The sequence below is a fragment of the Mycolicibacillus koreensis genome (assembly GCF_002104795.1).
In the GTDB taxonomy this organism is placed as follows: domain Bacteria; phylum Actinomycetota; class Actinomycetes; order Mycobacteriales; family Mycobacteriaceae; genus Mycobacterium; species Mycobacterium koreense.
This window is the reverse complement of record NZ_NCXO01000029.1, coordinates 12,714-39,538: the sequence shown is the minus strand read 5'-3', so window position 1 is coordinate 39,538 and position 26,825 is coordinate 12,714. Positions and strand designations below refer to the sequence as shown.

25 protein-coding genes and 1 riboswitch are annotated in these 26,825 nt (G+C 70.6%); of the genes, 11 read left to right on the top strand and 14 right to left on the bottom strand.

Features of this window, described 5'->3' with window-relative positions; translation table 11 throughout:
- Positions 1 to 4 precede the first annotated feature (4 nt).
- The 5 genes from B8W67_RS13090 (at position 5) to B8W67_RS13070 (ending at position 6,892) form a co-directional block, all read left to right on the top strand.
- Positions 5 to 958 (top strand): sensor domain-containing protein, encoded by a 954-nt coding sequence (locus B8W67_RS13090; RefSeq protein WP_163797308.1) that lies wholly within the window; start codon positions 5 to 7, stop codon positions 956 to 958.
- A gap of 50 nt (positions 959 to 1,008) precedes the next feature.
- Positions 1,009 to 1,725: an SDR family oxidoreductase gene (locus B8W67_RS13085; RefSeq protein ID WP_085304414.1), complete on the top strand. Its 717-nt coding sequence runs from the start codon at positions 1,009 to 1,011 to the stop codon at positions 1,723 to 1,725.
- 53 nt (positions 1,726 to 1,778) lie between these two features.
- Positions 1,779 to 1,948, top strand: a riboswitch (cobalamin riboswitch).
- A gap of 160 nt (positions 1,949 to 2,108) precedes the next feature.
- Complete coding sequence (metE, locus tag B8W67_RS13080; protein WP_234806752.1) at positions 2,109 to 4,397, top strand: 5-methyltetrahydropteroyltriglutamate--homocysteine S-methyltransferase; 2,289 nt, start codon at positions 2,109 to 2,111, stop codon at positions 4,395 to 4,397.
- A 51-nt stretch (positions 4,398 to 4,448) separates the two neighbouring features.
- Positions 4,449 to 5,816: a flavin monoamine oxidase family protein gene (locus B8W67_RS13075; RefSeq protein ID WP_109561788.1), complete on the top strand. Its 1,368-nt coding sequence runs from the start codon at positions 4,449 to 4,451 to the stop codon at positions 5,814 to 5,816.
- A 215-nt stretch (positions 5,817 to 6,031) separates the two neighbouring features.
- Positions 6,032 to 6,892, top strand: coding sequence for a cyclopropane mycolic acid synthase family methyltransferase (locus B8W67_RS13070; protein ID WP_085304410.1), 861 nt, complete (start codon positions 6,032 to 6,034; stop codon positions 6,890 to 6,892).
- Positions 6,893 to 6,914: 22 nt separating this feature from the next.
- Here B8W67_RS13070 and B8W67_RS13065 read toward each other — a convergent pair whose 3' ends face one another.
- Both B8W67_RS13065 and B8W67_RS13060 read right to left on the bottom strand, forming a co-directional pair.
- The gene (locus tag B8W67_RS13065) at positions 6,915 to 8,651 is read right to left on the bottom strand and encodes a DUF3556 domain-containing protein (RefSeq protein WP_085304433.1); all 1,737 of its coding nucleotides are present in this window, start codon (positions 8,649 to 8,651) and stop codon (positions 6,915 to 6,917) included.
- A 77-nt stretch (positions 8,652 to 8,728) separates the two neighbouring features.
- On the bottom strand, positions 8,729 to 9,889 hold the full coding sequence (locus B8W67_RS13060; protein ID WP_069392519.1) for an acyl-CoA dehydrogenase family protein: 1,161 nt from the start codon (positions 9,887 to 9,889) through the stop codon (positions 8,729 to 8,731).
- 203 nt (positions 9,890 to 10,092) lie between these two features.
- Here B8W67_RS13060 and B8W67_RS13055 point away from each other — a divergent pair, with 203 nt between their 5' ends.
- Positions 10,093 to 11,070, top strand: a complete 978-nt coding sequence (locus B8W67_RS13055; RefSeq protein WP_085304408.1) for an acyl-ACP desaturase — start codon at positions 10,093 to 10,095, stop codon at positions 11,068 to 11,070.
- A 12-nt stretch (positions 11,071 to 11,082) separates the two neighbouring features.
- Here the strand turns inward: B8W67_RS13055 and B8W67_RS13050 are convergent, their stop codons facing one another.
- Genes B8W67_RS13050 through prpD form a run of 3 tightly spaced genes read right to left on the bottom strand, consistent with a single transcriptional unit; the run spans position 11,083 to position 14,641 of the window.
- Positions 11,083 to 12,210 (bottom strand): bifunctional 2-methylcitrate synthase/citrate synthase, encoded by a 1,128-nt coding sequence (locus B8W67_RS13050; RefSeq protein ID WP_372507487.1) that lies wholly within the window; start codon positions 12,208 to 12,210, stop codon positions 11,083 to 11,085.
- Between the two features lie 2 nt (positions 12,211 to 12,212).
- Positions 12,213 to 13,130 (bottom strand): methylisocitrate lyase, encoded by a 918-nt coding sequence (gene prpB / locus B8W67_RS13045; RefSeq protein WP_085304406.1) that lies wholly within the window; start codon positions 13,128 to 13,130, stop codon positions 12,213 to 12,215.
- Entirely contained in the window at positions 13,130 to 14,641 is a 1,512-nt protein-coding gene (prpD, locus tag B8W67_RS13040) for a 2-methylcitrate dehydratase PrpD (protein ID WP_085304404.1), read from the bottom strand. Before prpD ends, prpB begins: the two co-directional genes overlap by 1 nt.
- A gap of 128 nt (positions 14,642 to 14,769) precedes the next feature.
- Between prpD and B8W67_RS13035 the strand changes: the two genes are divergently transcribed.
- A complete protein-coding gene (locus tag B8W67_RS13035) occupies positions 14,770 to 16,173 on the top strand; it encodes a short-chain fatty acyl-CoA regulator family protein (protein ID WP_084228866.1) in 1,404 nt (467 codons plus the stop codon).
- A gap of 13 nt (positions 16,174 to 16,186) precedes the next feature.
- Here the strand turns inward: B8W67_RS13035 and B8W67_RS13030 are convergent, their stop codons facing one another.
- The 3 genes from B8W67_RS13030 to B8W67_RS13020 are packed head-to-tail and all read right to left on the bottom strand — an operon-like array spanning position 16,187 to position 18,914.
- Entirely contained in the window at positions 16,187 to 16,696 is a 510-nt protein-coding gene (locus B8W67_RS13030) for a DoxX family protein (RefSeq protein WP_372507486.1), read from the bottom strand.
- Between the two features lie 54 nt (positions 16,697 to 16,750).
- Positions 16,751 to 17,980, bottom strand: a complete 1,230-nt coding sequence (locus B8W67_RS13025) for a WS/DGAT domain-containing protein (RefSeq protein ID WP_085304431.1) — start codon at positions 17,978 to 17,980, stop codon at positions 16,751 to 16,753.
- A 19-nt stretch (positions 17,981 to 17,999) separates the two neighbouring features.
- The gene (locus B8W67_RS13020; RefSeq protein WP_085304429.1) at positions 18,000 to 18,914 is read right to left on the bottom strand and encodes an alpha/beta fold hydrolase; all 915 of its coding nucleotides are present in this window, start codon (positions 18,912 to 18,914) and stop codon (positions 18,000 to 18,002) included.
- 98 nt (positions 18,915 to 19,012) lie between these two features.
- On the opposite strand from B8W67_RS13020, the gene B8W67_RS13015 reads away from it, so the two are divergent.
- The gene (locus tag B8W67_RS13015; protein WP_085304402.1) at positions 19,013 to 19,873 is read left to right on the top strand and encodes an alpha/beta fold hydrolase; all 861 of its coding nucleotides are present in this window, start codon (positions 19,013 to 19,015) and stop codon (positions 19,871 to 19,873) included.
- A 2-nt stretch (positions 19,874 to 19,875) separates the two neighbouring features.
- Positions 19,876 to 20,679 (top strand): adenylate/guanylate cyclase domain-containing protein, encoded by an 804-nt coding sequence (locus B8W67_RS13010; protein WP_069392512.1) that lies wholly within the window; start codon positions 19,876 to 19,878, stop codon positions 20,677 to 20,679.
- Here B8W67_RS13010 and B8W67_RS20310 read toward each other — a convergent pair.
- On the bottom strand, positions 20,676 to 20,834 hold the full coding sequence (locus B8W67_RS20310) for a hypothetical protein (protein WP_109470126.1): 159 nt from the start codon (positions 20,832 to 20,834) through the stop codon (positions 20,676 to 20,678). The two genes, B8W67_RS13010 and B8W67_RS20310, sit on opposite strands and share 4 nt — an antisense overlap.
- Positions 20,835 to 20,886: 52 nt before the next feature.
- Between B8W67_RS20310 and B8W67_RS13005 the strand changes: the two genes are divergently transcribed.
- Complete coding sequence (locus tag B8W67_RS13005; protein ID WP_109561789.1) at positions 20,887 to 21,567, top strand: guanylate cyclase; 681 nt, start codon at positions 20,887 to 20,889, stop codon at positions 21,565 to 21,567.
- A gap of 39 nt (positions 21,568 to 21,606) precedes the next feature.
- Here B8W67_RS13005 and B8W67_RS13000 read toward each other — a convergent pair whose 3' ends face one another.
- Both B8W67_RS13000 and B8W67_RS12995 read right to left on the bottom strand, forming a co-directional pair.
- Positions 21,607 to 21,834 carry a hypothetical protein gene (locus B8W67_RS13000; RefSeq protein WP_133056110.1) on the bottom strand — a complete coding sequence of 76 codons (228 nt, stop codon included), beginning with the start codon at positions 21,832 to 21,834 and terminating at the stop codon, positions 21,607 to 21,609.
- Entirely contained in the window at positions 21,800 to 23,071 is a 1,272-nt protein-coding gene (locus B8W67_RS12995; protein ID WP_338043106.1) for an MFS transporter, read from the bottom strand. Before B8W67_RS12995 ends, B8W67_RS13000 begins: the two co-directional genes overlap by 35 nt.
- A gap of 75 nt (positions 23,072 to 23,146) precedes the next feature.
- Between B8W67_RS12995 and B8W67_RS12990 the strand changes: the two genes are divergently transcribed.
- Complete coding sequence (locus B8W67_RS12990; protein WP_085304396.1) at positions 23,147 to 24,031, top strand: LysR family transcriptional regulator; 885 nt, start codon at positions 23,147 to 23,149, stop codon at positions 24,029 to 24,031.
- A gap of 4 nt (positions 24,032 to 24,035) precedes the next feature.
- On the opposite strand, the gene B8W67_RS12985 is transcribed toward B8W67_RS12990, so the two are convergent.
- From B8W67_RS12985 to B8W67_RS12975, 3 genes are all read right to left on the bottom strand, one after another.
- A complete protein-coding gene (locus B8W67_RS12985; protein WP_069392508.1) occupies positions 24,036 to 24,548 on the bottom strand; it encodes an OsmC family protein in 513 nt (170 codons plus the stop codon).
- Between the two features lie 403 nt (positions 24,549 to 24,951).
- Complete coding sequence (locus tag B8W67_RS21125; protein WP_197747575.1) at positions 24,952 to 25,242, bottom strand: hypothetical protein; 291 nt, start codon at positions 25,240 to 25,242, stop codon at positions 24,952 to 24,954.
- 97 nt (positions 25,243 to 25,339) lie between these two features.
- Complete coding sequence (locus B8W67_RS12975; RefSeq protein WP_218959023.1) at positions 25,340 to 26,803, bottom strand: MDR family MFS transporter; 1,464 nt, start codon at positions 26,801 to 26,803, stop codon at positions 25,340 to 25,342.
- Between the last annotated feature and the right edge of the window lie 22 nt (positions 26,804 to 26,825).

Below are 26,825 nucleotides of genomic sequence, written 5' to 3'. Positions count from 1 at the left end.
GACGATGAGCACGCCCCCGCACCGGCCCTGGTCACACGGGGCGCCGCCGCCACCGGGCCCCTACGGCCGGCCGCCGGCCGGGCCGCCACCCCAGCCGGGATACCCGCCCTACCCCGGGTACCCGCAGGCGCCTCTTCCCCCGCCGCCGAAGAACAAGCGGGTCTGGGTGTGGGTCGCCGTGGGCGCCGTGTCGGCGCTGCTGATGGCGACGGTGCTGATCGTGCTGGCGCGCGGCGACAGGTCCGGATCGGACTCCACCGCGGCCGGCCCCTCGACGACGGTGTCGGCGCCGCCGGCGGATACGGCCGGCCCGGATGCCGGCCCGTCGTCGAGTCCCGTGTCGACGTCGGCGGGCTCGCCGCCGGAGTCGGGGAACTCCACGCTGGCGGGGTACCTGCAAACACGTGAGCAACTCGAGGAGCGGATGAAAGGCCCGTTGACGCCGTCGGCCGGCGAGTCGGGCACCGCACCGCTGGCCGTGACCGTCACGCCGCCGGAGTGCACCGGCAACGTCATCCCCGCCACGGCCACGATCTACTCCGGGATCGACTACACCGACATGGTGGTGCAGGGGTTCCGCGGCCCCGGCAACAGCGTGACCACCAATGTCATCGAGGCGGTGGTGCGGTTCCCCGACGCCGCGGCGGCCAAACGGTTCCTCAACGACCAGTACGCCGACATGTCCAGCTGCGTCTACAAGGCGGTGACGGTCACCTACCCCGACGGCGCCACCTTCGACGGAAAGACCACCGCGGTCGGCAAGAACACCGACACCGAGGGCGACCTGCTCAACACGATCGTGTTCCCCAATCCGCTGCCGGCCGACACCGGCAAGGGCTGTGACCGCGCCCTCGGACGCCACGACGCCGTCATCGTCGACGTCGCGGTGTGCCGTGACGCGGGGTCGGGCGGCTACGGCACCGGTCTGGCCCGCGCGATCCTGCGCGCCATCGACTGACCGGGCTCGACTGACCGGGCTCGCCGGCGAACTCCGGTAGCGTCGCCGCCATGGCACGCATCATCGTTTTCGGCGGCCACGGCAAGGTCGCCATGCATCTGCACCGCATCCTCACCGAGCGCGGTGACACCGTGACCGCGGTGTTCCGCAACCCGGATCATTCCGAAGAGGTCGCGGTGACCGGGGCGGCACCACTGGTCGGCGACATCGAGCAGCTCGACACCGCCGCCCTGGCGGAGCTGATCACCGGCCACGACGCGGTGGTGTTCACCGCCGGCGCCGGCGGGGGCAACCCGGAGCGCACCTACGCGGTGGACCGCGACGCCGCCATCCGGGTCGTCGACGCGGCCGGGTCGGCCGGCGTGCGCCGGTTCGTGATGGTCTCCTACTTCGGCGCCGGACCCGACCACGGGGTGCCCGCCGACAACAGTTTCTACCCGTATGCGCAGGCCAAGGCGGCCGCCGATGCGCACCTGCGCGCCACCGATCTGGACTGGACGGTGCTCGGCCCGAGTCGTCTCACGCTGGGGCCGGCCACCGGCACGATCGCGGTGGGCACCCACGCCGACCGGGCCGACAAGGCCGACCGGGCCGACAAGGTCGACAAGGCCGAGGTGTCCCGGGAGAACGTCGCTCTGGTCATCGCCGCGACCCTGGACCCCGGCACCGGTGCGGCGACGATCCGGCGCACGATCGAGTTCAACGACGGCCCCACCCCCATCGCCGAGGCCCTCACCGGGCGCCCGCAGCCGGACGCGACCCGGTAGCCTCGGGCGTGCAGCTGGTCTGCCCACCCGCCCCCCGGCGGGGACGGCATCGAGTGGCACCCGTGCCACGAGAGGGAACCCGGTGAGAATCCGGGACTGTCCCGCAGCGGTATGCAGGAACGACCGCCGTCATCAGCACTGGTCGCCCGGGGCTCTGCCCCGACTGGGAAGCGACGGCCACTAGGAGCACCCTCGGTGCGCGCCTGCGAGTCCGAAAACCTGCCTGCTGCACCGGGCGCGCCGCGCCCGGTGGCTGATCGCCTCGAGGAATGGGCGCCAGGCCGTCTGGGTTGCAGTGGCTACGCCTGGCGTGCGCACTGACCACAACCGGATCGGCTGCGCGTCCGCTGGCGATGGCCCCATCCGCGAGTGAAGGACCCACAGTGACCGCTCAACCGTTTACCGCCACCGTTACCGGCTCTCCCCGCATCGGCCCGCGCCGCGAACTCAAGCGCGCCACCGAGGGCTATTGGGCCGGCCGCACCAGCCGTGCCGACCTGGAGTCGGTCGCCGCCACGCTGCGCCGCGACACCTGGTCCGCGCTGGCCGAGGCCGGGGTGGACTCCGTTCCGGTGAACACGTTCTCCTACTACGACCAGGTGCTCGACACCGCCGTGATGCTCGGGGCGCTGCCGCCGCGGGTCGCCGAGGTCGACGACGAGCTGGACCGCTACTTCGCCGCCGCCCGCGGCACCGACACCATCCAGCCGCTGGAGATGACCAAGTGGTTCGACACCAACTACCACTACATCGTCCCGGAGATCGGCCCCGACACCCGGTTCGCCCTGGACGCCACCAAGGTGCTCGCTGAGCTCACGGAGGCCGCCGAGGTGCTGGGCCGCGACGTCGCCGCGCGCCCGGTCGTGGTCGGCCCGATCACCTTCCTGCTGCTGAGCAAGGCCGTCGGCGGCGCCGGCGCCCCGATCGACCGGATCGACGAGCTGGTGCCGCTCTACACCGAGCTGCTCGGCCAACTGGCCGACGCCGGGGCGGACTGGGTGCAGTTCGACGAGCCGGTGCTGGTCACCGACATCTCCGCGGACGCCCCGGCGCTCGCCGAGCGCGTCTACACCGCGCTGGGCTCGGCGAGCAAACGGCCCGCCATCCACGTCGCCACCTATTTCGGCGACCCCGGCGACGGGCTGGCCGCGCTGGCCCGCACCCCCGTCGAGGCGATCGGGGTCGACCTGGTCGCCGGCGGAAAGACCGCCCTGGCGCAGGTGGGCGCCGTCCCGGAGCTCCGGGAGAAGACCCTGGTGGCCGGCATCGTCGACGGCCGCAACGTGTGGCGCACCGACCTGGAGGCCGCGCTGGCGACGCTGGCCACGCTGCTCGGCAGCGCGCAGACCGTGGCGGTGTCCACGTCCTGCTCGACGCTGCACGTCCCCTACACCCTGGCGGCCGAGACCGACCTCGACGACAGCCTGCGCAGCTGGCTGGCGTTCGGCGCCGAGAAGGTCACCGAGGTGATCGTCTTGGCGCGGGCGCTGCGCGACGGCCGCGACACCGTCGCCGATCAGATCGCGGCCTCCGATGCGGCGGTGGCCGCCCGCAAGACCGACCCCCGGCTGCGCAACGAGCAGGTGCGCAGCCGTATCGCGGCGATCACCGGCGCGGGCACCCAGCGCGGTGCGGCGGCGGCGCGGCGCGAAGCCCAGGACGCCCGTCTGAAGCTGCCGCCGCTGCCGACCACCACGATCGGCTCCTACCCGCAGACCTCGGCGATCCGCAAGGCCCGCGCGGCGCTGCGCTCCGGGGAGATCGACCGCGCCGAATACGACCGGCGGATGAAGGCCGAGATCGCCGACGTGATCACGCTGCAAGAAGAGCTCGGCCTCGACGTGCTGGTGCACGGCGAGCCGGAACGCAACGACATGGTGCAGTACTTCGCCGAGCAGCTCGACGGGTTCTTCGCCCCGCAGAACGGCTGGGTGCAGTCCTACGGCAGCCGGTGTGTGCGCCCGCCGATCCTCTACGGCGATGTGGCCCGCCCGCACCCGATGACCGTCGACTGGATCAGCTACGCCCAGTCGCTGACCGACAAGCCGGTCAAGGGCATGCTGACCGGTCCGGTGACGATCCTGGCGTGGTCGTTCGTCCGCGACGACCAGCCGCTGGCCGACACCGCCAACCAGGTGGCCCTGGCGATCCGCGACGAGACCGTCGATCTGCAGGACGCCGGGATCGCGGTGATCCAGGTCGATGAGCCGGCCCTGCGTGAGCTGCTGCCGCTGCGCGACGCCGCGAAGGACGCCTACCTGCGGTGGGCGGTCGCAGCGTTCCGGATGGCCACCTCCGGGGTGTCCGACGCCACCCAGATCCACACCCACCTGTGCTACTCGGAGTTCGGCGAGGTCATCGGCGCGATCGCCGATCTGGACGCCGACGTCACCTCGATCGAGGCGGCCCGCTCCCACATGGAGGTGCTCGACGACCTCAACGCGATCGGGTTCTCCAACAGCGTCGGGCCGGGCGTCTACGACATCCACTCGCCGCGGGTGCCCGGCGCCGAGGAGATGGTGGAGTCGCTGCGGGAGGCGCTGCAGGCGGTGCCCGCCCAGCGGCTGTGGGTCAACCCCGACTGCGGTCTGAAGACCCGCCGCACCGACGAGGTGACCGCCTCGCTGACCAACCTGGTCGCCGCCGCCAAGGAGGCGCGCGCCGGCCTGTAACACCCGCCGTCACCGCGATCGGCCCGGCGGCGGTGGGCTACCGTTTTTCCCGTGGGCACCGACGCGGATGTCATCGTCGTCGGCGCGGGGATGGCCGGGCTCACCGCCGCCGACCGCCTGAGCGCCGCCGGGCGGTCGGTGCTGGTGATCGAGGCCCGCCAGCGCGTCGGCGGCCGGGTGCTCAACGAGGTCCTGGACCCGGCCGACCCGACCCAGGTGGTCGAGGTCGGCGGCCAGTGGCTGGGGCCCACCCAGACCCGGGCCCGCACGCTGGCGGCCCGGCTGGATCTGGCGTTGTATCCGACCCACACGGCGGGGGCGAACCTGCTGGAGCGCCGCGACGGGGCGCTGCTGCGCTACCGCGGCACGATCCCGCGGATCAACCCGGTGGTGCTCGCCGACATCGCCCAGGCGCAGACCCGGCTGGATCGGATGGCGCGGCGGGTTCCGCTGCAGGCGCCGTGGAGCGCCCCGCACGCCGGGCGCCGGGATGGCGTGACGCTGGCGACGTGGCTGTCCCGCAACGTCGCCACCCGCACCGCACGCGAATTGCTGACGGTGGCCGTCCGGGCGGTGTGGGCGTGCGAACCCGATGAGCTGTCGCTGCTGCATGCGCTGTTCTACCTGCATTCCGGGGGTGGTTTCGACAGCCTGATCGGCACCAGCGGCGGCGCCCGGCAGGACCGGGTGGTCGGCGGCACCCAGTTGCTGGCGACCGGGCTGGCGAGCCGGCTCGGGCCACGGGTGCTGCTGGGCCGGCCGGTCCGCGCGATCCACAGCGACGCCGACACGGTGACCGTCGTCGCCGGTGACGGCGAGGGCTGGCGCGCCCCCCGGGTGGTCGTGGCGTTGCCACCGGCGCTGGCCGGTCAACTCGACTACCACCCGGTGCTGCCGGCCGCCCGCACCGCACTGACCCGGCGCACCCCGATGGGGTCGGTGATCAAATGCATGGCCGCCTACGACGAGCCGTTCTGGCGCCGGGACGGCCTCAGCGGGCAGGCCGCCAGTATCGCCGGACCGCTCAGCGCGGTGTTCGACAACACCGCGCCCGGCGGTTCCCCGGGGGTGCTGCTGGGCTTCTTCGAAGGCGCGGCCGCCCGCCGGTTCTCCCGGCGGTCCGCCGACGAGCGCCGCGAGGCCGTCGTCGCCGCCTTCACCCGGCTGTTCGGCCCCCGCGCCCGGCACCCGCTCACCTATGTGGAGAAGGACTGGTCGGCCGACCCGTTCTCCGGCGGCGGCTACACCGCGGTGCTGGGGCCGGGAACCTGGACCCGCTACGGGCGCGCATTGCGCCAGCCGGTCGGACGCATTCACTGGGCGAGCACCGAAACGGCCACCATTTGGACCGGTTACATTGACGGCGCGATCCGTTCCGGTGAACGCGTCGCCGACGAAATACTGACCGTCGCGGATTAATTCGGGACCAAAGACTCTTACGCATCGAAATGCATCGCCATATGGCTCGCTGAACTGCGTAAACAATGGTCACAATACGATTTCCTCGACCATTCACAATGGCGTTCCGGTGTTATAGTTCCCGAATGCACCAGCGGTTGCGCAAGACACCGGAAAGCGTCTTTATCCCCCCGGATCGGACAGCCGCGACTTTCCTTCGCAAGAGTGGATATCCCATGGCAACATTGACGCCGAACTATGAGCTTCTCCAGTCGATCTACGACATTTCCAACGAGTTCTACGCGCTGTTTTTGGGCCCGACGATGGGCTATACCTGCGGCTACTACGAGCGTGACGACACGACCACCAGCGAAGCCCAGAACGCGAAGTTCGATCTGGCGCTGGGCAAGCTGGGACTGCAACCCGGGATGACGCTGCTCGACGTCGGCTGCGGCTGGGGCGGCGGCCTGCAACGGGCCCTGGCGAACTACGACATCAACGTCATCGGGCTGACGCTGAGCAAGGAGCAGAAGATCGTGGCCGACGAGCGGCTCGCGGCGATCCCCACCGACCGCCGCGTCGAGGTCCGCCTGCAGGGCTGGGAGGAGTTCGACGAGCCGGTCGACCGGATCGTGTCGATCGGGGCGTTCGAGCATTTCCGCCACGAGAAGTACGACGCGTTCTTCCAGATGGCCTATGACGCGATGCCCGCCGACGGGGTCATGGTGCTGCACACGATCAGCTCCCTGCACGTCGACGAGATGCGCCGGCGCGGTTTGCCGATGACCTTCGAGCAGGCCCGGTTCGCGAAGTTCATCATGACCGAGATCTTCCCCGGCGGCCAGTTGCCGTCACGCGACATGATCGAGCGGATCGCCCCGAAGCCGGGATTCACCGTGACCCGGGTCCAGTCGCTGCAGCCGCACTATGTGCGCACGCTTCGCGACTGGGCCGACGCGCTGGAGGCCCACAAGGACAAGGCCATCGAGATCCAGGGCCGCGAGGCCTACGAGCGGTTCGACAAATACCTCAACGGGTGCGGACAGTACTTCGCCAGCGGCCATCTCGACGTCTGCCAGTACACCCTGCAGAAGTGACCGGGGCCCGGCCCGGCCGGGCTCAACCGGGCTGGCGCGGCGCGGTCACATGGACCGGCAGGTCGTCCTCCCACGGCTGGCTGTCGGCCATGTCGGCCACCTTGATGAATCCGCGCTCGAACTCGCCGGTGGCGGCGTCGACCAGACGGTAGCGCTGGGTATGGCGGTGGATCGGCTGGGCGTCGAGGATCACCACCCGCACCTCGCCGGGCGCGAATGCGCATCGCTGCTGCATCGCGGCGATCAACTGTTCGTTGGTCATGTGCCCGTCGCCGAAGTTCCAGCCGACCGCGGTCGAACAGATCCGCTCCCCGTCGGTCAGGGTGTAGTCGCCCTCGTCGCGCCCGGCCATCGCCCGGTGCGCCAGCGTGAACAACGCCCGGCCGTGGGTGTTGAACCCGCGGAAGGCGTACCCCATGTAGATGGGGATCTGGGCGGCCTCCTTGCTGCCGTAGAACCGCTCCAGCTGGGCGGCGGGCATGCTGGCGATCGCGACCAGGCCGCGGTTGATCTTCTCCTCCGCCGCCGGGGTCAGACACCACAGGGTGGTGTCCCAGTTTCCGGCGTAGTAGCGCATCCCCGCCAGAAACGACACCTTGTTCGGCAGCAGGTTTCCCACCACCACCGTGCCCGCGCTGATCGCGAACAGCGGCGCCACCGCCCACGGGTGATGCAGATCGGTCAGACCCAACTCGGCGTGCCCGACGAACAGCGTCAGCACGCCGACGATCATGAACACGTTCCACTCCAGCGGCACCCCCATCGGGATCGCCGCGAGGATGCCCAGGTGGAAGCCGACCATGACCAGCGCCGCGATCGCGGTGGGCCAGCCGCCGTGGGAGAAGAACAGCACCAGCGGAACGCCCATCTCGATGGCGGTGGAGATGTGGGCGAGGGTCCGTGCCGGCCACCCCGGGCGCAGGTCGTCGGGGAACTGCCGGAAGAACCGGCGTTTGAGGGTCCGCGGCCGCACCAGCGGGTTGTTGCTCATCATCGTGGCGATGACGAACGGGAAGTGCCGGTTGAGTTTGGAGGTGGCCGCGCCGATCCAGATCACCATGAAGATCACCTTGGCGCCGATGAGCATGTCGACCCCGGTGAGCAGGAACACCGCCGTCAGCGGGGCGTAGACCTCGGCGCGCGCGGCCAGGAAGATCACCTTGTCGCGCAGCCCGACGACGCCGAGAAGCGCCAGCACGGTGATCACCTGCCACGCCGGCAGCACACCGACGGTGGTGCCCAACTCCGGGATCGGGCCGGTGCCGGAGGAGAACAGCGCCACCGTCAGCATCACCAGCAGGCCGCCGTAGAGGGCCGCGTCCAGCGGGGTGCGGGTGGTGCCGCGCGTGCCGGGCACCCGGCGCGGCCACGGGGGCAGGCGGATGGTGCCCGGGCGCAGCCAGTACAGGATCGACCCCAGCGGCGGGAAGAACCGGTTGTTCAGCGGACCGAAGCCGCACCCGAGCCCGATCACCTCGAACAGCATCGTGTAGAGCACGACCTTTTCGAACACGATCGGCTCGCGCCACCACGCCGCCACCGCGGTGAACCCGTCGATGCCGGGGGTGGCGACGACGACCAGCCACCCGCCCACGACGTAGAGGGCGACCTTGAGGACGTAGAACAGGTGCAGCACCACCGGGGTGCCGAAGCCGACCTCCGCCCACTGTTTGGCCATCGGGCGGATCTTCTGCGCACGGGTCCCGGTGCTCCATTCGGCGAAGTCGACCACCGGCAGGTCCGGCTTGAGGAATCCCATGCCGACACCGTAGAACGTGTTCTCGCCGCCCGGGGGCGGGTTCGGCGTTCGCCCGTCGGGCGTCCCGCTGCCGGCGCTCACAGCGACCGGCTGATGATCTCCTTCATGATCTCGCTGGTCCCGCCGTAGATGCGGTTGACCCGCGAACCGGTGTACATGTTGGCGATCGGGTATTCGGTCATGTAGCCGTAGCCGCCGAAGATCTGCAGGCACTTGTCGACGATCTGATCGCATTTCTCCGCCGCGAACAGCTTGGCCATCGACGCGGTCATCGGGTCGTTGTGGCCGTCGACGTACTGCGCGATGGCGTAGTCGACCAACGTTTTGATCGCCAGCGCCTCGGTCTTGCATTCGGCCAGCACGAATTTGGTGTTCTGGAAGTTGCCGATCGGACGGCCGAACGCCTCGCGCTGGCGGGAGTAGTCGATCGCCTCCAGTATCGCCGCCTCGGCCAGCGCGGCGCACAGGCTGCCGATGATCAGCCGCTCGCGGGCCAACTGCTCCATCAGCTGGTAGAAACCGAGCCCCTCGCGCTCCCCCAGCAGGTTGGCGACCGGCACCCGCATGTCGGAAAAGAACAGCTCACGGGTGTCCTGGCCGTGCTGCCCCATCTTGGCGAGCACCCGGCCGCGTTCGAAGCCGGCCAGACCGTCGGTCTCGGCGACGATCAGCGACACCCCGGCCGCCCCCTGCGACGGGTCGGTCTTGGCCACGATCACCACCATGTCGCAGTGGGTGCCGTTGGAGATGAACGTCTTCGACCCGTTGATGACGTAGTGATCACCGTCACGCACCGCGGTGGTGCGCACCGACTGCAGATCCGAGCCGGTGCCGGGCTCGGTCATCGCGATCGCCAGCACCGCCTCGCCGCTGATGACCTTCGGAAGCCACCGTTGGCGCTGTTCGGCGTTGCCGTAGGTGTACAGGTAGTGCGCCACGATCGGCGAGTGCACCGAGAACCCGAAACACTGGTCGTGGGCGTAGACCAGTTCTTCTTGCACCACGGCGTGCATCGCGTAGTCGCCGCCGGCACCGCCGAATTCCTCCGGCAGATCCAATCCGAGCAGACCCGCCGCCCCGGCCTTGGTCCAAAACTCGCGGTCGACGCCGTGTTGTTCCACCCACCGCTCCTGGTGCGGGGTGGCTTCCTTGGCGAAGAACTCCCGAGCATGTTTGCGCAGCTCACGGTGCTGATCGGTCTCCCAGCCGGGCCGGTACTCGGGGAACAGTCGCGACATCAGCCACCTCAGTTCGGTTTGGTCCGCGGGACAGGCTGACCTTAGTATCGTGGGAGTACCGAGGGCACCGGGGGTTCACACCCCCGATCCGGCCCGGCGTGTCGGGCGCCGAGGATTTTCACCCGCACCGCATCCGCGATACCGTGGAACAGGCGGTACCGCGCGGACGATAGCGCACGCCGAGCGACAACGATTGGGCGGACATGGCAAAGGAGTTAACCGAACTCCAGCTCCTCACCGAGCTGGAACCGTCGGTAGCCGACAACCTGAACCGACACCTCTCCCTGGTCAAACCCTGGAATCCGCACGACTACGTGCCGTGGTCGGAGGGCCGTAACTACGCCGCGCTGGGCGGGGTCGATTGGGAGCCCGAGCAGTCCGAGCTCTCCGAGGTGGCTCGCGTCGCGATGATCACCAACCTGCTCACCGAGGACAATCTGCCGTCCTATCACCGCTACATCTCCGAGAACCTCTCCACCGACGGCGCCTGGGGCACCTGGGTGGGCACCTGGACCGCCGAGGAGAACCGGCACGGCATCGCCATGCGCGACTACCTGGTGGTCACCCGCGGCGTCGACCCGATCGAGCTGGAGAAGACCCGCACGATCGTGATGACCCGCGGCATCGTCGCGCCACCGGACTTCGGGGGGGTGCTGATCCAGTCCGCCTATGTGACCTTCCAGGAGGTGGCCACCCGGGTCAGCCACCGCCAGACCGGCCGGGTCTGCAACGACCCGATCGCCGACAACATGCTCAAACGCATCGCCTTGGACGAGAACCTGCACTCGGTGTTCTACCGCAACATCACCGGCGCGGCGTTCGACCTGGCCCCCGACCAGACGATGGACGCCGTCACCCGGGTGGTCAAGGAATTCGACATGCCCGGCCGGGGCATGCCCAATTGGCGGCGCAACGGGGTGCTGATGGTCAAACACGGCATCTATGACCTGCGCCAGCATCTCGACGAGGTGCTGATTCCCACTCTGAAGAAGTGGAAGGTGTTCGACCGCAACGATTTCGGGCCGCTCGGCGAGCAGCGCCGCAACGAGCTCGGAGAGTACCTCGACAAGTTGCAGCACGACGTCGTGCGGTTCGAGGAGCGACGCGCCCACCTGCTGGAGCGGGAAGCCGCCAAGGCGGCCAAGAAAGCCGAAGCAGCCAAGGCCGCCGCGCGCGCCTGAGGGCGCCCCGAGCTACCCGGCGCGCAGCGGCCGCTGATCGTGGCCCGAGTAGGCGCTCAGAGGGCGGATCAGGGCGTTGGAGGCGGTCTGTTCCATGATGTGGGCGGTCCACCCGGTGATCCGGCTCATCACGAACAGCGGGGTGAACATCGCGATGTCGAACCCCATCAGGTAATACGCCGGGCCGGTCGGGAAATCGAGGTTGGGTTTGATCCCGGTCGCTGCGGCCATCTCGGCCTCGAGCACCCGGTAAATCTGCAGCCAACGGTCTCCGTCGCGGGCGTCTGCGACCCGCTCCAGCGCGGCCCGCATCGTCGGAACCCGGGAATCACCGTGCTTGTAGACGCGGTGACCGAATCCCATCACCTTCTGCTTGCCGGCGAGCTTGGCGTGCAGCCAGTCGGCGGCGCGGTCGGGCTCACCGATCTCGATCATGTCGTGCATGACCGCCTCGTTGGCCCCGCCGTGCAGACTGCCCTTGAGCGCCCCGATCGCCGCGGTGACCGCGCTGTAGATGTCGGAGTGGGTGGAGGTGACCACCCGCGCGGCGAACGTCGAGGCGTTGAATCCGTGCTCGGCATAGAGGATCATCGACTGTTCGAAGGCGTCGACCACCAGCGGGTCGGGCACCTCCCCGAAGCACATCCGCAGGAAGTTCTGGGCGTAGCCGAGTTGGCTGTGCGGCAGGATCGGGGACTGCCCGCGGCGCCGGCGCTGGTCGGCGGCGACGATGGTGGGCAGCACGGCGAACATCCGCAGCGACTTCGCGTAGTTGGCGGCGGCGGTGCTGTCGTCCTCCTGCGGGTCTTCGGCGCCCAGGTAGCTGATCGCGGTGCGCACCACGTCCATCGGGTGGCAGGTGTCGGGCAGTTTCGCCAGCAGCGACAGCAGCGACCGGTCCAGTCGGCGGCTGGCCCGTTCCCGCTGGCAGAACAGCGCCAGCTCAGCATCGGAGGGCAGCTCGCCGTGCCACAGCAGGTAGGCGACCTGTTCCATGGTGCAGGCCCCGGCGAGGTCGTGCACCGGGTAGCCGCGGTAGGTCAGCGAGTTGGTCTCGGCGACCACCTTGGAGATCGCGGTCGTGTCGACGACCACCCCGGCCAGGCCTTTGCGGATCTGTGGGTCGGTGTTGCCGGCCATCGTCATCGGTTCCCTTCGCGCAGCGTGAAGTTGAAGATGTCGTCGTCGAACTGGTTGTAGTCGGCGTAGCGCAGCAGCTCGTAGAGTCGGCTGCGGTGCTGCATGCGGTCGAGCAGCCCGCCCTGGGTGCCGGCCGCGTCGATCTCACGCAGACCGGCCTCCACGGCGAACATCGCCAGCCGCAGCGTGGTCACCGGGTAGATGACCGCGTTGTAGCCGATCCCGGCGAGCTGGTCGGCGGTCAACAGTTCGGATTTGCCGAACTCGGTCATGTTGGCCAGCAGCGGGGTGTCGACCGCGGCGCGGAACTGTTCGAACTCCGCCGCCTCGGTGAGGGCTTCGGTGAAGATCAGGTCCGCGCCGGCGTCGGCGTAGGCGCGGGCCCGCTCGATCGCGGCGGGCAGCCCTTCGACGGCGGCGGCGTCGGTGCGTGCGCAGATGACGAAGTTGGGATCGCGCCGGGCGGCCACGGCCGCGCGCACCCGCTTGACCATCTCCTCCACCGCGACCACCGCCTTGCCGTCGAGATGCCCGCACCGTTTCGGGTTCACCTGGTCTTCGAGGTGGCATCCGGCCAGACCGGCGTCTTCGAGCACGGTGATCGTGCGCGCGGCGTTCATCGGTTCACCGAAGCCGGTGTCGGCGTCGATCAGGGTCGGCAGCTCGGTGGCCGCGGCGATCGCACCCCCGCGCCCGGCGACTTCGGTCAGGGTGGTCAGCCCGATGTCGGGCAGGGCCAGGTCCGCGGAGAGCGCGGCCCCGGAGACGTAGACCCCGTCGAAGCCGATCTCAGCGACCAGTTTGGCCACCAGCGGTGAGAACGCACCCGGAAGCCGTTGCAAGCGACCGGAGTTCAACCCGTCGCGCAACGCGACCCGCTTCTGCGCGGCGCTGCGCGCCGACCCGATGAGCCCGGCCATCAGAAGATCCCCGCCGGGATCGTGGGGGCGGTGTCGAGCACCCGCGGATCGACGGTGACGTTGAGTCCCCCCAGCGCGCCGCCGTCGAGTGCACCGAGACCCTCGGCGGCGTCGACGAACCGCTGCTGTTCGGACGCGTCGACGACGTCGGCGGCCAGTTCACGCAGTTTGTCGAGGTATTGCGGGCGGGCGAACGGGCGCGCCCCCAGCGGATGCGCGTCGGCGACGGCGAGTTCGTCGGTGATCACCTCCCCGTTTTTCAAGGTGATCACCGCCCGCGCCCCGAACGCCTTCTCGGCCGGATCGGTGGAGTGGTAGCGCCGCGTCCACTCGGGGTCCTCGACGGTGGAGATCTTGCGCCACAACGCCACGGTGTCGGGCCGGTGAGCCCGCTGCCGGGCGTAGGAGCGTTCGTGATGCCAGCTGCCGTCCTGCAGCGCGACCGCGAAGATGTAGGGCAGCGAGTGGTCCAGGGTCTCCCGGGAGGCGTCGGGGTCGAACTTCTGCGGGTCACCGGAGCCGGTGCCGATCACATAGTGGGTGTGGTGGCTGGTGTGCAGCACGATCGTGGCGATCTGGTCCAGATCGCCGAGGCGCTGCCGCATCCGGCGGGCCAGGTCGATCGGCGCCTGGCTCTGGTACTCCGCGGAGTGCTCCTTGGTGTAGCTGTCCAGGATCGCCCGCTTGGGCTCGCCGGGCGCCGGCAGCGGGACCTCGTAGGTGTGCTCCGGTCCGGCCAGCAGCCAGGCGATCACCCCGTCCTCGCCCTCCCAGATCGGTGCGGGGGCCCCCTCGCCGCGCACGGCGCGGTCGACCGCCTCGATCGCGATCTTGCCGGCGTGGGCCGGCGCGAACGCCTTCCAACTGGAGATCAGCCCCTTGCGGGACTGCCGGGTGGCGGTGCTCAGGTGCAGCGCCTGCCCGATCGCCTGATAGATCGTCTCGGTGTCCAGTTTCAGCATGGTGCCCAGTCCCGCCGCCACCGACGGGCCCAGATGCGCCACGTGGTCGATCTTGTGCTGGTGCAGGCAGATTCCGCGAGTGAGGTCGATCTGCACCTCGTAGGCGGTGGCGATCCCTGCCAGCAGATCCGCCCCCGACACGCCGCGGTGCTGGGCGACGGCCACCAGCGCCGGGATGTTGTCGCCGGGATGGGAGTAATCGGCGGCCAAGAACGTGTCGTGGAAGTCCAGTTCGCGCACCGCCACCCCATTGGCCCAGGCCGCCCACTCCGGGGAGTGGGCGCCGTCGACGCCGAACACCGCGGCACCGGCCCCGCCGGTCGACGCCGGATGCGCCAGCGCCTGCGCGCGGGCCACGCTCACCGGCCGGCGCAGCACCGCGGCCGCGCTGACCGCCGCGTTGTCGATGATCCGGTTGATGACCATGTCCGCGGTCTCCACGTCGACGGCGACCGGGTCGGCGGCCACCTCGGCGATCTTCCAGGCGAGTTGTTCGGTGCGCGGGAACTCCTCGGCGCTGCGGCGGGTGCGTACGGAATGGGTCAACATAATTCACACACTATGCATATCCGCACGGCGAGGAAAGTCCCTGGATATGCGGAGTTTTGCGTCCCGAACGGCTCCATTTTGCGAACGTTGCGAACCTCGCGCGCGGTACTGTGTCAGCCGTGGCGAAGATGTACGCCGGTGCCCGGCTGCGACGGCTGCGCGAGGAGCGCGGTCTGACCCAGCTGGCGTTGGCCAAGGCGCTGGACCTGTCGAGCAGCTACGTCAACCAGCTGGAGAACGATCAGCGTCCGTTGACGGTGTCGGTGCTGCTGGTGGTGACCGAGCGATTCAATCTGCCGGCGCACTACTTCTCCCCCGACACCGACGCGCGGCTCATCGCCGAGCTGGCCGAGGTGTTCGCCACCAGCGGCGCCGAACCGGCCGCCAGCAGCGGCCAACTCGAGCAACTGGTCGCCCGCATGCCCGACATCGGCCGCGGTGTGCTCAGCCTGCACCGCCGGCTGCGCGACGCCACCGAGGAACTGGAGGGCTACCGGTCGCGCGCGTCGGCGGACACCGACACGCCCCTGGGCGGGCCGATGCCGTTCGAGGAGGTCCGCGACTTCTTCTACGACCGCAACAACTACATCGGCGACCTCGACGTGGCGGCCGAGGCGATGTTCGCCGACAACGGCATGCGCATCGGCGGCCTCGACGACCAGCTGACCGCACTGATGGCCGAACGCTACGGGGTCACCGTCACCGTCGACGCCGACCTCGGTGAGCGCACCAAACGCCACTACGACCCCGACACCCGGGTCCTGCGCGTCGCCCGGTGGCTGCTGCCGGGCCAGCGCGCCTTTCAGATGGCCACCCAGCTGGCGCTACTGACCCAGTCGGAGCTGATCACCGCGATCATCGCCGCCGACGATCAGCTCAGCACCGAGGCCCGCGAGGTGGCCCGCATCGGCCTGGCCAACTACTTCGCCGGGGCCTTCCTGCTGCCATATCATCAATTCCACTCCGCGGCAACAGAATTGCACTACGACATCGATTTGCTGGGGCGTCGTTTCGAGGTGGGGTTCGAAACGGTGTGCCACCGGCTGTCGACGCTGCAGCGCCCGCGGGTGCAGGGCGTGCCGTTCATCTTCGTCCGCGCCGACAGCGCGGGCAACATCTCCAAACGCCAGTCGGCGACCGCATTTCACTTCAGCCGGGTCGGGGGAAGCTGCCCGCTGTGGGTGGTGCACGACGCGTTCGCCCAACCGGGCCGCATCATCACCCAGGTCGCCGAGATGCCCGACGGCCGGTCGTACTTCTGGCTGGCCAAAACCACCGAGCCCGACGGGCGCGGTTATCTGGGCCAGCACAAGCGGTTCGCCATCGGGCTCGGGTGCGACCTCGCACACGCGCCCGCCCTGGTCTACTCCACCGGCGTCGCCCTCGACGACCCGGGCACCGCGGTCCCGATCGGGGCGGGCTGCAAGATCTGCCCCCGCCCCGCCTGCCCCCAGCGGGCCTTCCCCTACCTGGGCCGCCGCGTGGTCGCCGACCCGAACACCAGCAGCGACCTACCGTACGCGGCGGGCTGACCGGGCCGGTCCGCTAGCGCGCGGGCGGGCGGTAGAAGATCGCCAGCTGGCCGATCGCCCCGGCCAGGCCCAGACCGACCGCGATGACCAGCCCGCACCATCCGGCGGCCCAGCTGTGCCCGAAGATCACCTGGTCGAGGCTGTAACGACCGGCACCGAGCATCGCCACCGCGCTCGCCGCCACCGCCAGCACCAGGTTGTACTCCCACCCCTGGTTGGTGATGAAAAAGCCGTTGCCGCGGTGCACCGTCCACGCCGCGACCACCATCAACGCCACGAACCCGGCTGCGGTGATCGGCGTCAGAAGCCCGACCGCCAGCCCCAGGCCGGCCGCGGTCTCCGCGCTGGCTGCGGCCAGCGCGTGCAGCCTGCCCGGCTTCATCCCGATGCTGTCGAACCAGGCGGCGGTGCCGGGGATGCGACCACCGCCGAAGAACTTGTTCAAGCCGTGGGCCGCCAGAGTCAACCCCAGCAGCAACCGCAGGATCAGGATCGCGATGTCGGCAGTCATGTCGGCAGTCATGGTCTCCACGCTATCGGGTGATCGCGTCGCGGTGCAGCGATCGGCCGCCGGCGCCTACCCCCGCGGCAGGGCGGCGTCGAGGTGCTCGAGGTAGGCGTCGACGTCGGTGATCGCCGGGGCGGCGGTGTGCACGCTGATCGCGATGGTGTCGCCGATGCCGTGCACCCCGTGGGTGAGACCCATCATCGGCGACAGTGCCGGATACCCGGCAGTCAACACGACCGGCGCGGTACCGAATCGCAGGTCGGCGGGTCCGCGGTGCACGCTGGAGACCACCGTGTTGCCCGCCACCGTCGGCGAGCGCAGTCCCGGATCGAAACGGCCGACCCCCCAGCGCAGCAGCGCCGCCGGGACCGTGGCGAACGCCCGGTTGGCGGCGATGGTGGCCGGATGGTCGGCTCGGGCGCGCCCCTGGGCCAACTCGGCGGCGATGCGGCGGGCCCGTTCGGCCGGATCCACCTGCGGGTGCAGACCGACGGCAACGTTGTGGAAATGGTTGTTCGCCTGGCGGGAGAACGGTTTGGTCATCGGCACTTCCGCGCCGAGGGTGTCGATGACCGTACCGAGGTGGCGGCTCAGCGCCGTGGACACCGCGCTGAGCACCGCCACGGTCACCGTCGTATCGCCGAGTTGATCACGGCGGCGCACCAGGGTGCGCAGCACCGGCGGCCCGTCGGGTCGGCTGTTGGTCACCAACGCAGGCCGCGGACCGGGCTGCGGTGCCAGCACACCGGCGGCGATGTCGCGCTCGAGTCGCCGGTGCGCGCGGGCGGCCTGCACCGCCCGCCACGGCAGCCATCCGCGCCGGCGGGTCGCCACCTCCGGCACCGGTGCCGGCCGGCCGAACAGCCACGCCGCCAACCGGGCCGCCCGGGCCCCGTCGGCCAGCGCGTGGGCGACCTGCAACACCGCGACGGTGCCGGTGCCGGGCGATCCGGGCAGCCCGCGCACCCCGGGGAACAGGTGCAGCCGCCAGGGCGACACGCCGGCGTCCACCGGGTCGTCGCCGAGACGGGCCACCGCCTGCAGGCACTGCGCCCACTCCGGCCGGCTCACCTGGTGCACCCGCGGCGGTGGCGGGGCGGCGGGCACCCACCGCGGATAGGTGAGCACGCCGCGGTCGTCGAGACGCACCGTCAGCGCCGGGCAGCTTCGCGCCCGCTGCATCACCGCGGCGACGGCGGCGTCGAAATCGGTGGGCTCCCCGCCGAATCCGTACACCAGGAACTGATCGCTGGGCAGGATCGCCGAGATCCAATGGAACTGGGCGTCGACCGGGGCCATCGGCACGGTGGGCACCGCGTCACCCGGTGGCGCCGAGGAACGGCAGCACCACCTCGGCGACCCGGTCGGGTTGTTCCAGCTGCAGGAAATGGCCCGCGTGGTCGATGACCGCGGCGTCGCTGCCCAGCGGCAGCACCCGACCGGCCCACGGGACGAAACCCGCTGACAGGCAGCCGTCGTCGCGGCCGTGCAGATACAGGCTGGGCAGCCGGGGCGGACTCATCCAGTGCCGGTGCAACTCGGCGTAGGGCTCCGGCGGGCGGGAGCCGCGGATGGTGGCGCGGTAGGGGCCCAGCGCGGCGCGCCAACTCTCCGGGCTGCCGATCGCCGCGTCGACGTGGCGCAGATCCTCGGCGGCCTCGGTGCCGTCGTAGCCGGGTGACCAGCGCCGCCACAGCAGCGGGACCACGGTGGCCGCGGAACGCTCCGGCAGCCACGGCAGTTGGAAGAACCCGATGTACCAGCTGCGCAGCATCTGCCCGGGCAGCCGGCTCAGCAACCGGGCCCGGTCGGCGATGCCGCCGGGCGACCGGAACGCCGCCACCGGCGGCACCGACATGATCACCGCCTTGGCGAAGGGACTGCCCGGTGCGGCGGCCAGCCCGCTGGCGGCGATCGCTCCCCAGTCGTGGCCGATCACCACGTCGCGGTCGGTGCCACCGGCGGCCTCGCGCACCTGCAGCGCGTCGGCCATCAACGCCCCGACGTGGTAGGCATCGTCGCGCGGGATCGCCGACGGGGCGTAGCCGCGCATGAACGGCGCCACCACCCGCCATCCGCCCTCGACGAGCCGCGGCGCCAGCTTGCGCCAGCTGTAGGCGGTATCGGGAAAACCGTGCAGGCACAGCGCAATCGGCGCGCCACGGCGACCCCACGCCAACGCTTTCAGGCTCACTTCGGGGGTCTCGATGTCGATCCAGTCAGGTTCAGTCATCTCTGCCATCACGATCCGTTGCCACACAGTTGTTACCCAACCTACGTGGTCGGCCACCGGCCGGCACCCCGGCCGCGCCGCGGCGCTACGGTGGGGCAATGTCGAGTCCGCCGCAGACCACGCAGTATGCCGGTGCCGACGGCATCATCCTGACCGCCGACGAGTGGAACACCGAGGGCGCCGACGCGGCGCTGCCGACGGTGCTGCTGCTGCACGGCGGCGGGCAGAACCGGTTCTCCTGGAAGCGCACCGGCCAGGTGCTCGCCGATCGCGGCTTCCACGTGGTGGCCCTTGACACCCGCGGCCACGGCGACAGCCAGCGCTCCCCGGGGGCGGACTACGCGATCGAGACCCTCGCCGCCGATGTTGCCGCGGTGCTGGCCGCCATCGGCCGGCCGGTGGCCCTGGTGGGGGCGAGCCTGGGTGGGCTGACCGCGATCCTCGTCGCCGATCAGGCCGGCCCACAGGCGGTGCGCAAACTGGTGCTCGTCGACGTGGTGCCGCGCTTCGAGAAGAGCGGCAGTGCCCGCATCCGCGACTTCATGTTCCGCCACGTCGACGGGTTCGACAGCCTGGAGGACGCCGCCGACGCCATCGCCGCCTATCTGCCGCACCGGGACCGCCCGCGCAGCATCGAGGGCTTGACGAAGAATCTGCGCCACCGCGACGGCCGCTGGTTTTGGCATTGGGACCCGGCGCTGCTGACCAAGCCCGGCGACGACCCGGCGCTGCGCACCGAGAAGCTCGAGCGGGCCGCCCGGGATCTGACCATCCCGATCCTGCTCATCCGCGGCAAGCTCTCCGACGTGGTCAGCACGGCCGGGGTGCAGGACTTTCTGGCGAAGGTGCCGGGCGCGGAGTTCGTCGAACTCGGCAACGCCGGGCACACCGCCGCCGGCGACGACAACGACGCGTTCAGCGCCGCGGTGGTCGACTTCGTGTCCCGTCCGCAGGTCTGACCATGGTGATCGCGCTGTGGGTGCTGGGCGTGATCGCGGTGGCCGAGGCGATCGCGCTAGTGGTGCTCTGGCGGGTCCACACCCGGGCGCTGGCCGCCACCGAGACCGAGACCGCACGGCTGCGCCGGCGCCTCGACACCCGCACCATGCTGCTCACCGGGGGGCGGGAGGCGGTCAAAACGGTGTGGCAGACCGCCAATCTGGTCCGCACCGAAGGTTTCGGCGCCGCGGTGCGGTCCTCGATCGAGGACCTGGCCGGGTGGGCGCAGGTCGAACAGCCCGATCTGGCCCGGGTCACCCGCGACGGCAACGTGGTGATCCTGTTCACCGACATCGAGGAGTCCACGGCGCTCAACGAACAGATCGGCGACCGTGCCTGGGTGAAGCTGATCGCCACGCACGACAAGCTGATCCGCAAACTCGTCGCCTCCCATGACGGCCATGTGGTCAAGGGGCAAGGCGACGGGTTCATGATCGCGTTCGCCCGCCCGGAGCCGGCGGTGCGCTGCGCGATCGCCATCCAGCAGTCCCTGGGCCGGCGTCAGCGTGCGAAGACCGATCGTGCGGTGCGGGTGCGCATCGGGATGCACGTCGGCCCGTCGGTGCGCCGCGGCGATGACCTGTTCGGGCGCAACGTGGCGATGGCCGCCCGTGTCGCCGGCTACGCCGACGGCGGGGAGATCCTGCTCAGCGAACCGGTGCGCGACGCGGTCGCCGCGTGCGACGACATCGAGATCGGCGCGGGCATCGACACCGAGCTCAAAGGGTTCGGCGGCCGTCACCGGCTGTTCCCGGTCGACTACTAGCCCTGCGGGGATTCGGCGAGACGCTGGTGCAGCCGGGACCGGATCTCCTCGGGGGTGTAGGCCTTGCGGCGCCGTTGGTCGCGGGCGACCAGCACCCCACCGGCGGCGACACCGACGACACCGGCCAATCCCAGCCACTTCCAGAACTTGCGCATGCCGACAGTCTGCCCGGTGTGTGTCTACAGTGCTGTCGTGACCGCACACACGGTGAGCCTGGATGAAGCCCTCGACTCCACCCGCACCGGCGACGTCTGGCTGTTCCGGGGCCACTCCGGCCCGGACCGGGCCATCCAGGCCCTGTCCAACGCGCCGGTGAACCACGTCGGGATGACGGTGGCCATCGACGACCTGCCGCCGCTGATGTGGCACGCCGAACTCGGCCAGAAGCTGCTCGACGTGTGGACCGGGACCCACCACCGCGGGGTGCAGCTCAACGACGCCCGCGAGTCCGTCGAGCAGTGGGTCCACACCTACGGCCAGCGGTGCTGGCTGCGCCAGCTCACCCCCTATGCCGGCCGCGAACAGGAGGACCGGCTGCTGCGGGTGATCTCGCGCATGGACGGCACCCCGTTCCCGTCGACGGCACGGCTGACCGCGCGCTGGTTTCGCGGCCGGCTGCCCACCGCGGCGGATTGGACCCGCGGCATCCCGGTGGTCGACCGCAAGGTGCGCGAGGTCGGCCGGCGCCGCAAGCAGCGCCGACGCTCGGTGGGCCTGCAGACCGCCTACTGCGCCGAGACGGTGGCGATCACCTACGAGGAGATGGGGTTGATCGCCACCGACAAGGAGTCCAGCTGGTTTGACCCGGGATCATTCTGGAGCGGCGACATCCTCCCGCTGACCGCCGGATACCAGCTCGGCCGCGAGATCGAGGTCCTGGTGCGCTGAGGCGGTCGCCGTGGGACGGTCGGCCGGGGGCGGTCGGCGCTACGGCGCCCGATCGGGGCGGTGCCGCCCGTCGGGCTCGTCGTGGCGGTGCCGGAATCCGCGGAGGGCGTGCTGGCCGAAGTAGACCGCGGCGGCGGCGCCGGCGGCCGTGAAGGCCCACTGCGCGTCGACGGCGGCGAAACCCGCGTAGATCAGGCCCGCCGCGGCCAGGACCGCGTGCCATGGCCAGGGGTCACCGAGCAGGGCCCGCTCCAACAATCGACGCACGAGAGGAATCTACCGGCGCGCCCGGAGCCGCCGGCCCGTCGCCGCCCGCGCGGCGGGCGGGCACCGCCCGCGCCATCTCGGCCAGCCAGACCAGCACGCCCAGCACCGGGAACGCCGCGCCGAGCAGGCACACCGCGCCCCAGCCGTAGGTGCCGTAGACGATCGCCGAGGCCACACTGCCCAGCGAGCCGGCGGCGAAGTAGCTGGTCATGTAGGCGGTGTTGAGCCGGCTGCGGGCCTCGGGGCGCAGTGGGTAGAAGATGCTCTGGTTGCTGATGTGGGTGCCCTGAATGCCCAGGTCCAGCAGCGCCACCCCGACGGCCATCGCCACCACCTGGGTCTGGCCGATCCACAGCAGCAGGAAGCTCGCCGCGGTCACGGCCACGAACACCCCGGTCTGCACCCGGGCGTAGCCGCGGTCGGCCAGCGCGCCGGCGAACTTCGCCGCCACCGCACCGGCCACCCCGAACAGGGTGAACAAGCCGATCTGGGTGTCCGACCAGCCGTAGATCCCGCCGGCGAGGATGAAACCGATGCTGGTCCAGAACACCCCGAAGCAGGCGTAGGTCGCCATCCCGTAGACGATGCGCGGCCGCAGCACCGGTTCCTCACGCACGATCGCGATCACCGAGGCGAGCAGGCGCCCGTAGCCCATCTCCACCTCGGGTGCGCGCGCCGGCAGGGTGCGCACCAACGCGCAGCAGACCAGCATCAGCACCGCCGCGACGACGAACACCGCCCGCCAGCCGGCCACCCCGGCGATCAGCCCGGCCACCACCCGCGAGAGCAGGATGCCCAGCAGCAGACCGGTCATGACGCTGCCGATCACCCGGCCGCGTTCCTCCTCGTAGGCCAGGGTCGCGGCGAACGGCACCAGCACCTGGCCGACCACCGAGCCGAGCCCGACCAGGATCGCCGCGCCGGCCAGCACCGGCCAGCTCGGCGCGCACGCCATGCCCACCAGGCACACCGCGGTGCCCAGCAGCATCGCGGTCAGCAGCCGTCGTCGCTCCATCAGGTCGCCGAGCGGCACCAGCAGCGCCAGACCGACCGCATAGCCGACCTGACTGGCGGTGACGATCAGCCCGACGCTGGTGGTCGAGGCGCCGAACTCGGCGGCGATGGTGCTCACCAGCGGTTGGGCGTAGTAGCTGTTGGCCACCACCAGCCCGGTGATCAACGCCATGACCAGCACCAAGCGCCGATCCATGCGCTGCGGGGCGGCGGGAGACGACATGGCTCCCATCATCGACACCCGACAATCAGATGTAAAACAATTCATTCTTCTTTAATTGATCGATATGATCGATTTATGGAGCTCAGGCAGCTGCGCCATTTCGTGGCGGTCGCCGACGTGGGCCATTTCACCCGCGCCGCCGATGCGCTGGCGATCTCCCAGTCGGGGTTGAGTGCCTCGATCCGGGCGTTGGAACGCGACCTGGGCCTGCCGGTGTTCGAGCGGACCACCCGGTCGGTGGTGGTGACCGCCGCCGGGCGGGTGCTGCTCGGCCACGCCCGCCGGCTGCTGCGGCAGGCGGCGGCCGCCGAGAGCGCGATCGCCGCGTTGCGCGGCACCGAGGCGGGCATGCTGGCGCTGGGGGTGGTGCAGACCTTCACCGCGGTCGACCTGCCCGCCACCATCGCCCGGCTGCACGGGCGCCACCCCTCCGTGCAGGTGCTGCTGCGTGAGGCGCCCACCCGCGAGCTGCTCGACGTGCTGGACAGCGGTGAGCTGGACTTGGCGTTCGTCGCCCTGGACGCCACACCGCTGCCGGCCGGGATGGTGTCGCTGCGGGACTACCCGGAGACCCTGGTGGTGGTCGTCGGCCCCGACCACCGGTTGGCCCCGCGCGCCCGGGTGCGCCTGGCCGAGTTGGCCGAGGAACCGTTCGTGGAGTTCCAGGCCGGGCTGGGGCTGCAGACCGCGGTGGCGGCGCTGTTCACCGCGGCCGCGGTCACCCGCCGGATCGCGTTTCGGACCTCTCAGATGGATCAGGCGCTGAGCCTGGTGCGCCACGGGCTGGGGATCGCCGTGGTGCCCGAGCCGGTGGCGCGCCGCAGCGGCCTGCCGGTGATCGGGATGCACCCCCTCACTCCCGGCGACGCGCCGCCGAGCCGGCGGCTCGCGCTGGCCGCACGCACCCGCGAGCCCAGCAACCCGGTCGCCCGGGCGTTTCTGGAGTTGCTGCCGCGGTGAGTCCTCAACCCTTGGTCACGGTGGTGTGCACCGCAGTCGGGTTCAGCGTCAGATCCAGTACCGGGCAGTGTTTCTCCACCACCGCCAGCAGCTCCTCGTAGCGTTCCGCGGGCTCCGGTCCGGTCACCGTCACCGCCACCCGCACCGCGCTGAAGCCGGGGCGCACCGCGTCGTCGAAGCCGAAGAAGCCGCGCACGTCCAGATCGCCCTCCGCGCTCGCGGAGATGCCCTCGACCGCGATGCCGAGCTTCTGCGCCCAGAACCGCCAGGTGACGATCTGGCACGACAGCAGCGACGCCAGGTAGTACTCGACCGGGTTGGGGGCGCTGCCCTGCCCGCCGAGTGCCGGCGGCTCATCGACCTCCACCCGGTAACGGCCCAGGGTCACGGTGCTGGCCACCGCGTCGTGGGCGATCGCCGAGGCCCGGAACACCGCGTCGGCATTGGCCGGATCGGCGCTGACCGCCGCGTCGGTGGCGGCGATCAGATCGCCCAGGTGGTTCGTTGAGGTGGTCATGCTCGGCTCCCTTCACCTGTGGGCGAGACTAGCGGGTCGTGCACGGTGCGCGATGCGAGCCCCGGCAGCTGGCGCAGCGCCGGGACCGGGCCAATCGGCGGCATTTTCGCTGGTGGCGCGGGCTGCCCGGCACCCGCCGGCACCACGCGCGGCTTTTGCCTCACGCGGATTCCGGGTCGACTGCCCGATTCGGTTCAGCGCCCACCCGCCCCGTTGACGCCCGGGTCGACCGGGGTGGCTGCTGAGATCGACGCTGTGGTGGACATACTCGGCTCTATAGGACGGTGTATGTCCACCACAGCGTCGATCTCAGTCGCACTCAGTCGATCTGAGCTGATTTCAGGCGCTCCCCGTCGCTGCCAGTCACCCCACCGGCCCCGGTTACCCCAGCCGCCCCAACCGGTCACCGGGTGAGCATCGGCGGCCGGGGTCGGCGGCCACCCGGGCGGTCGGCGGGCACCGCCCGGATGTCGATCACCACCCGCTGCACCAGCGCCGCGCCGCGCATCGCCGCGGCGCGGTACGGGCCGGCGGCGCGGTCGATGGGCCGGCGCACACCGGCGATCCACCGCTGCACCCGACGCCGCCGGGCCCGCAGCTTCAGCAGGTAGCGGCCGGCGACACCGGCCGCGGTCACCACCACGAGAATCCACAGCACCGCCGCCGCCAGGTAGATCGCCTCAACCACCGACACGGCGTCAAGCCTTCCCTGTCGGCGTTGCGGTCCGGTCACCGCAGCGACTCACCCCGGTGACGGATCCGGCCCACCCGCGGTGACCGCTGGTCGGGCCTCACCGTCCTTCGGCGTCGAGTGGGCCCGGCCGGGGGCCACGGACCAGGAAGGCAAGCGCCAGCGCCGCGAGCGGACACCACACCATCGCCGCGAAGGCCCGATGCAAACCGGCCGCATCCGGTGCCGCCGCGACGCTGCCGGATGCCCGGGTGGCGATGGTGACGAACACGGCGATGCCGATCGTCCCGGCCATCTGTTGGACGGTCGTCAAAGTCGCAGCGCCGTGGGAGTAGAGGTGCTTGGGCAGTGCCGAGAGGGCGTCGGTGTTGAGCGGGGTCATCACCAAGCTGATGCCGATCATGAGCGCGAGGTTCGCCACCACGACACACCACAGCGGTGAGCCGACACCGAGCAGGGCCAGCATGCCCACCGCCGCCGTGGCCGCGGCGGTGCCGGCGATGACCAGGCCCCGTGCACCGATCCTGTCGTAAACGCGCCCGACCACCGGCCCCAAAACGCCGAGCGCGAGACCCCCGGGAAGCAGTACCAGCCCGGTCGCCATCGGGGTTTGCCCCAGCACCGTCTGCAGGTAGATCGGCAGCAGCACCGCGCTGAGCGCCATCATGCAGACGAACAGCAACCCGACGATGCCGGCCCCGACCCGGAACCGCCGATGGGTGAACACCCGCAGGTCGAGCAGTGCACGGTCGCGGCGCTGCAGGCGCAACTGCCGGGCGACGAATCCCGTGATCGCGACGCAGCCGATGCTCAGCGCCGCGACGGCCACGACGTCGAGCCCACCGGTCGACTCGCCGATCGCGGTCAGCCCGTAGACCAGTCCGCCGAAGCCGACGGCAACCAGCGGGATCGAGGGGACGTCGAGTGCGCAGCGCGCGCCCTGATGGGCGGGCCGCAGGGCAACCACTCCGACCAGGATCACGGTGACCAGGATGGGCAGCACGATCCAGAACAGCCAGCGCCAGCTCAACGATCCGAGCACGAAGCCGCCGGCGGTCGGCCCGAGCGCGGGCGCGACGGCGACCACGATCGTGACCGTGCCGAGGACGGTTCCGCGCCGTTCGGGGGCGATCGAACGCATGATGGTCGTCATCAGCAGCGGCATGATGAGCGCGGTGCCACCGGCCTGCAGGACGCGCCCGCCGATGAGGATCTCGATGCCGGGGGCCAGCGCGCACACCAGGGTGCCGGTGGAGAACAGCCCGGTGGAGGCGAAGAACACCTGACGTTCGTCGAACCGCTCCAGCAGATAGCCGGTGACGGGGACGACCACAGCCATCGTGAGCAGAAACACGCTGGTCACCCACTGCACGGTCGATATCGGCAGGGCGAGGCTCTCGCTGAGGGTCTTCAGCGCGACGGCCAGGACGGTCTCGTTGAGGAACATCGTGAAGGCCGCCAAGACCAGGATGCCGATCGTCGGGCCCGCACGCGGTGGGCGGCCCGCGCCCGGGGAGCCCGGGTCGGCGGCGCGTGTCGCCGGATGGCTGTCGGGGGCTGCCACGTGGTCTCCTTCGTGGGGCGGG

What these genes read in the sequence shown, in the direction of transcription:
- B8W67_RS13090 (WP_163797308.1), top strand. Translation starts at nt 5, where the DNA reads ATGAGCACGCCCCCGCACCGGCCCTGGTCACACGGGGCGCCGCCGCCA.
- B8W67_RS13085 (WP_085304414.1), top strand. Translation starts at nt 1,009, where the DNA reads ATGGCACGCATCATCGTTTTCGGCGGCCACGGCAAGGTCGCCATGCAT.
- B8W67_RS13070 (WP_085304410.1), top strand. Translation starts at nt 6,032, where the DNA reads ATGGCAACATTGACGCCGAACTATGAGCTTCTCCAGTCGATCTACGAC.
- B8W67_RS13065 (WP_085304433.1), bottom strand. Translation starts at nt 8,651, where the DNA reads ATGGGATTCCTCAAGCCGGACCTGCCGGTGGTCGACTTCGCCGAATGG.
- B8W67_RS13060 (WP_069392519.1), bottom strand. Translation starts at nt 9,889, where the DNA reads ATGTCGCGACTGTTCCCCGAGTACCGGCCCGGCTGGGAGACCGATCAG.
- B8W67_RS13055 (WP_085304408.1), top strand. Translation starts at nt 10,093, where the DNA reads ATGGCAAAGGAGTTAACCGAACTCCAGCTCCTCACCGAGCTGGAACCG.
- B8W67_RS13050 (WP_372507487.1), bottom strand. Translation starts at nt 12,210, where the DNA reads ATGGCCGGCAACACCGACCCACAGATCCGCAAAGGCCTGGCCGGGGTG.
- prpB (WP_085304406.1), bottom strand. Translation starts at nt 13,130, where the DNA reads ATGGCCGGGCTCATCGGGTCGGCGCGCAGCGCCGCGCAGAAGCGGGTC.
- prpD (WP_085304404.1), bottom strand. Translation starts at nt 14,641, where the DNA reads ATGTTGACCCATTCCGTACGCACCCGCCGCAGCGCCGAGGAGTTCCCG.
- B8W67_RS13035 (WP_084228866.1), top strand. Translation starts at nt 14,770, where the DNA reads ATGTACGCCGGTGCCCGGCTGCGACGGCTGCGCGAGGAGCGCGGTCTG.
- B8W67_RS13030 (WP_372507486.1), bottom strand. Translation starts at nt 16,696, where the DNA reads ATGACTGCCGACATGACTGCCGACATCGCGATCCTGATCCTGCGGTTG.
- B8W67_RS13025 (WP_085304431.1), bottom strand. Translation starts at nt 17,980, where the DNA reads ATGGCCCCGGTCGACGCCCAGTTCCATTGGATCTCGGCGATCCTGCCC.
- B8W67_RS13020 (WP_085304429.1), bottom strand. Translation starts at nt 18,914, where the DNA reads ATGACTGAACCTGACTGGATCGACATCGAGACCCCCGAAGTGAGCCTG.
- B8W67_RS13015 (WP_085304402.1), top strand. Translation starts at nt 19,013, where the DNA reads ATGTCGAGTCCGCCGCAGACCACGCAGTATGCCGGTGCCGACGGCATC.
- B8W67_RS13010 (WP_069392512.1), top strand. Translation starts at nt 19,876, where the DNA reads ATGGTGATCGCGCTGTGGGTGCTGGGCGTGATCGCGGTGGCCGAGGCG.
- B8W67_RS20310 (WP_109470126.1), bottom strand. Translation starts at nt 20,834, where the DNA reads ATGCGCAAGTTCTGGAAGTGGCTGGGATTGGCCGGTGTCGTCGGTGTC.
- B8W67_RS12995 (WP_338043106.1), bottom strand. Translation starts at nt 23,071, where the DNA reads ATGTCGTCTCCCGCCGCCCCGCAGCGCATGGATCGGCGCTTGGTGCTG.
- B8W67_RS12990 (WP_085304396.1), top strand. Translation starts at nt 23,147, where the DNA reads ATGGAGCTCAGGCAGCTGCGCCATTTCGTGGCGGTCGCCGACGTGGGC.
- B8W67_RS12985 (WP_069392508.1), bottom strand. Translation starts at nt 24,548, where the DNA reads ATGACCACCTCAACGAACCACCTGGGCGATCTGATCGCCGCCACCGAC.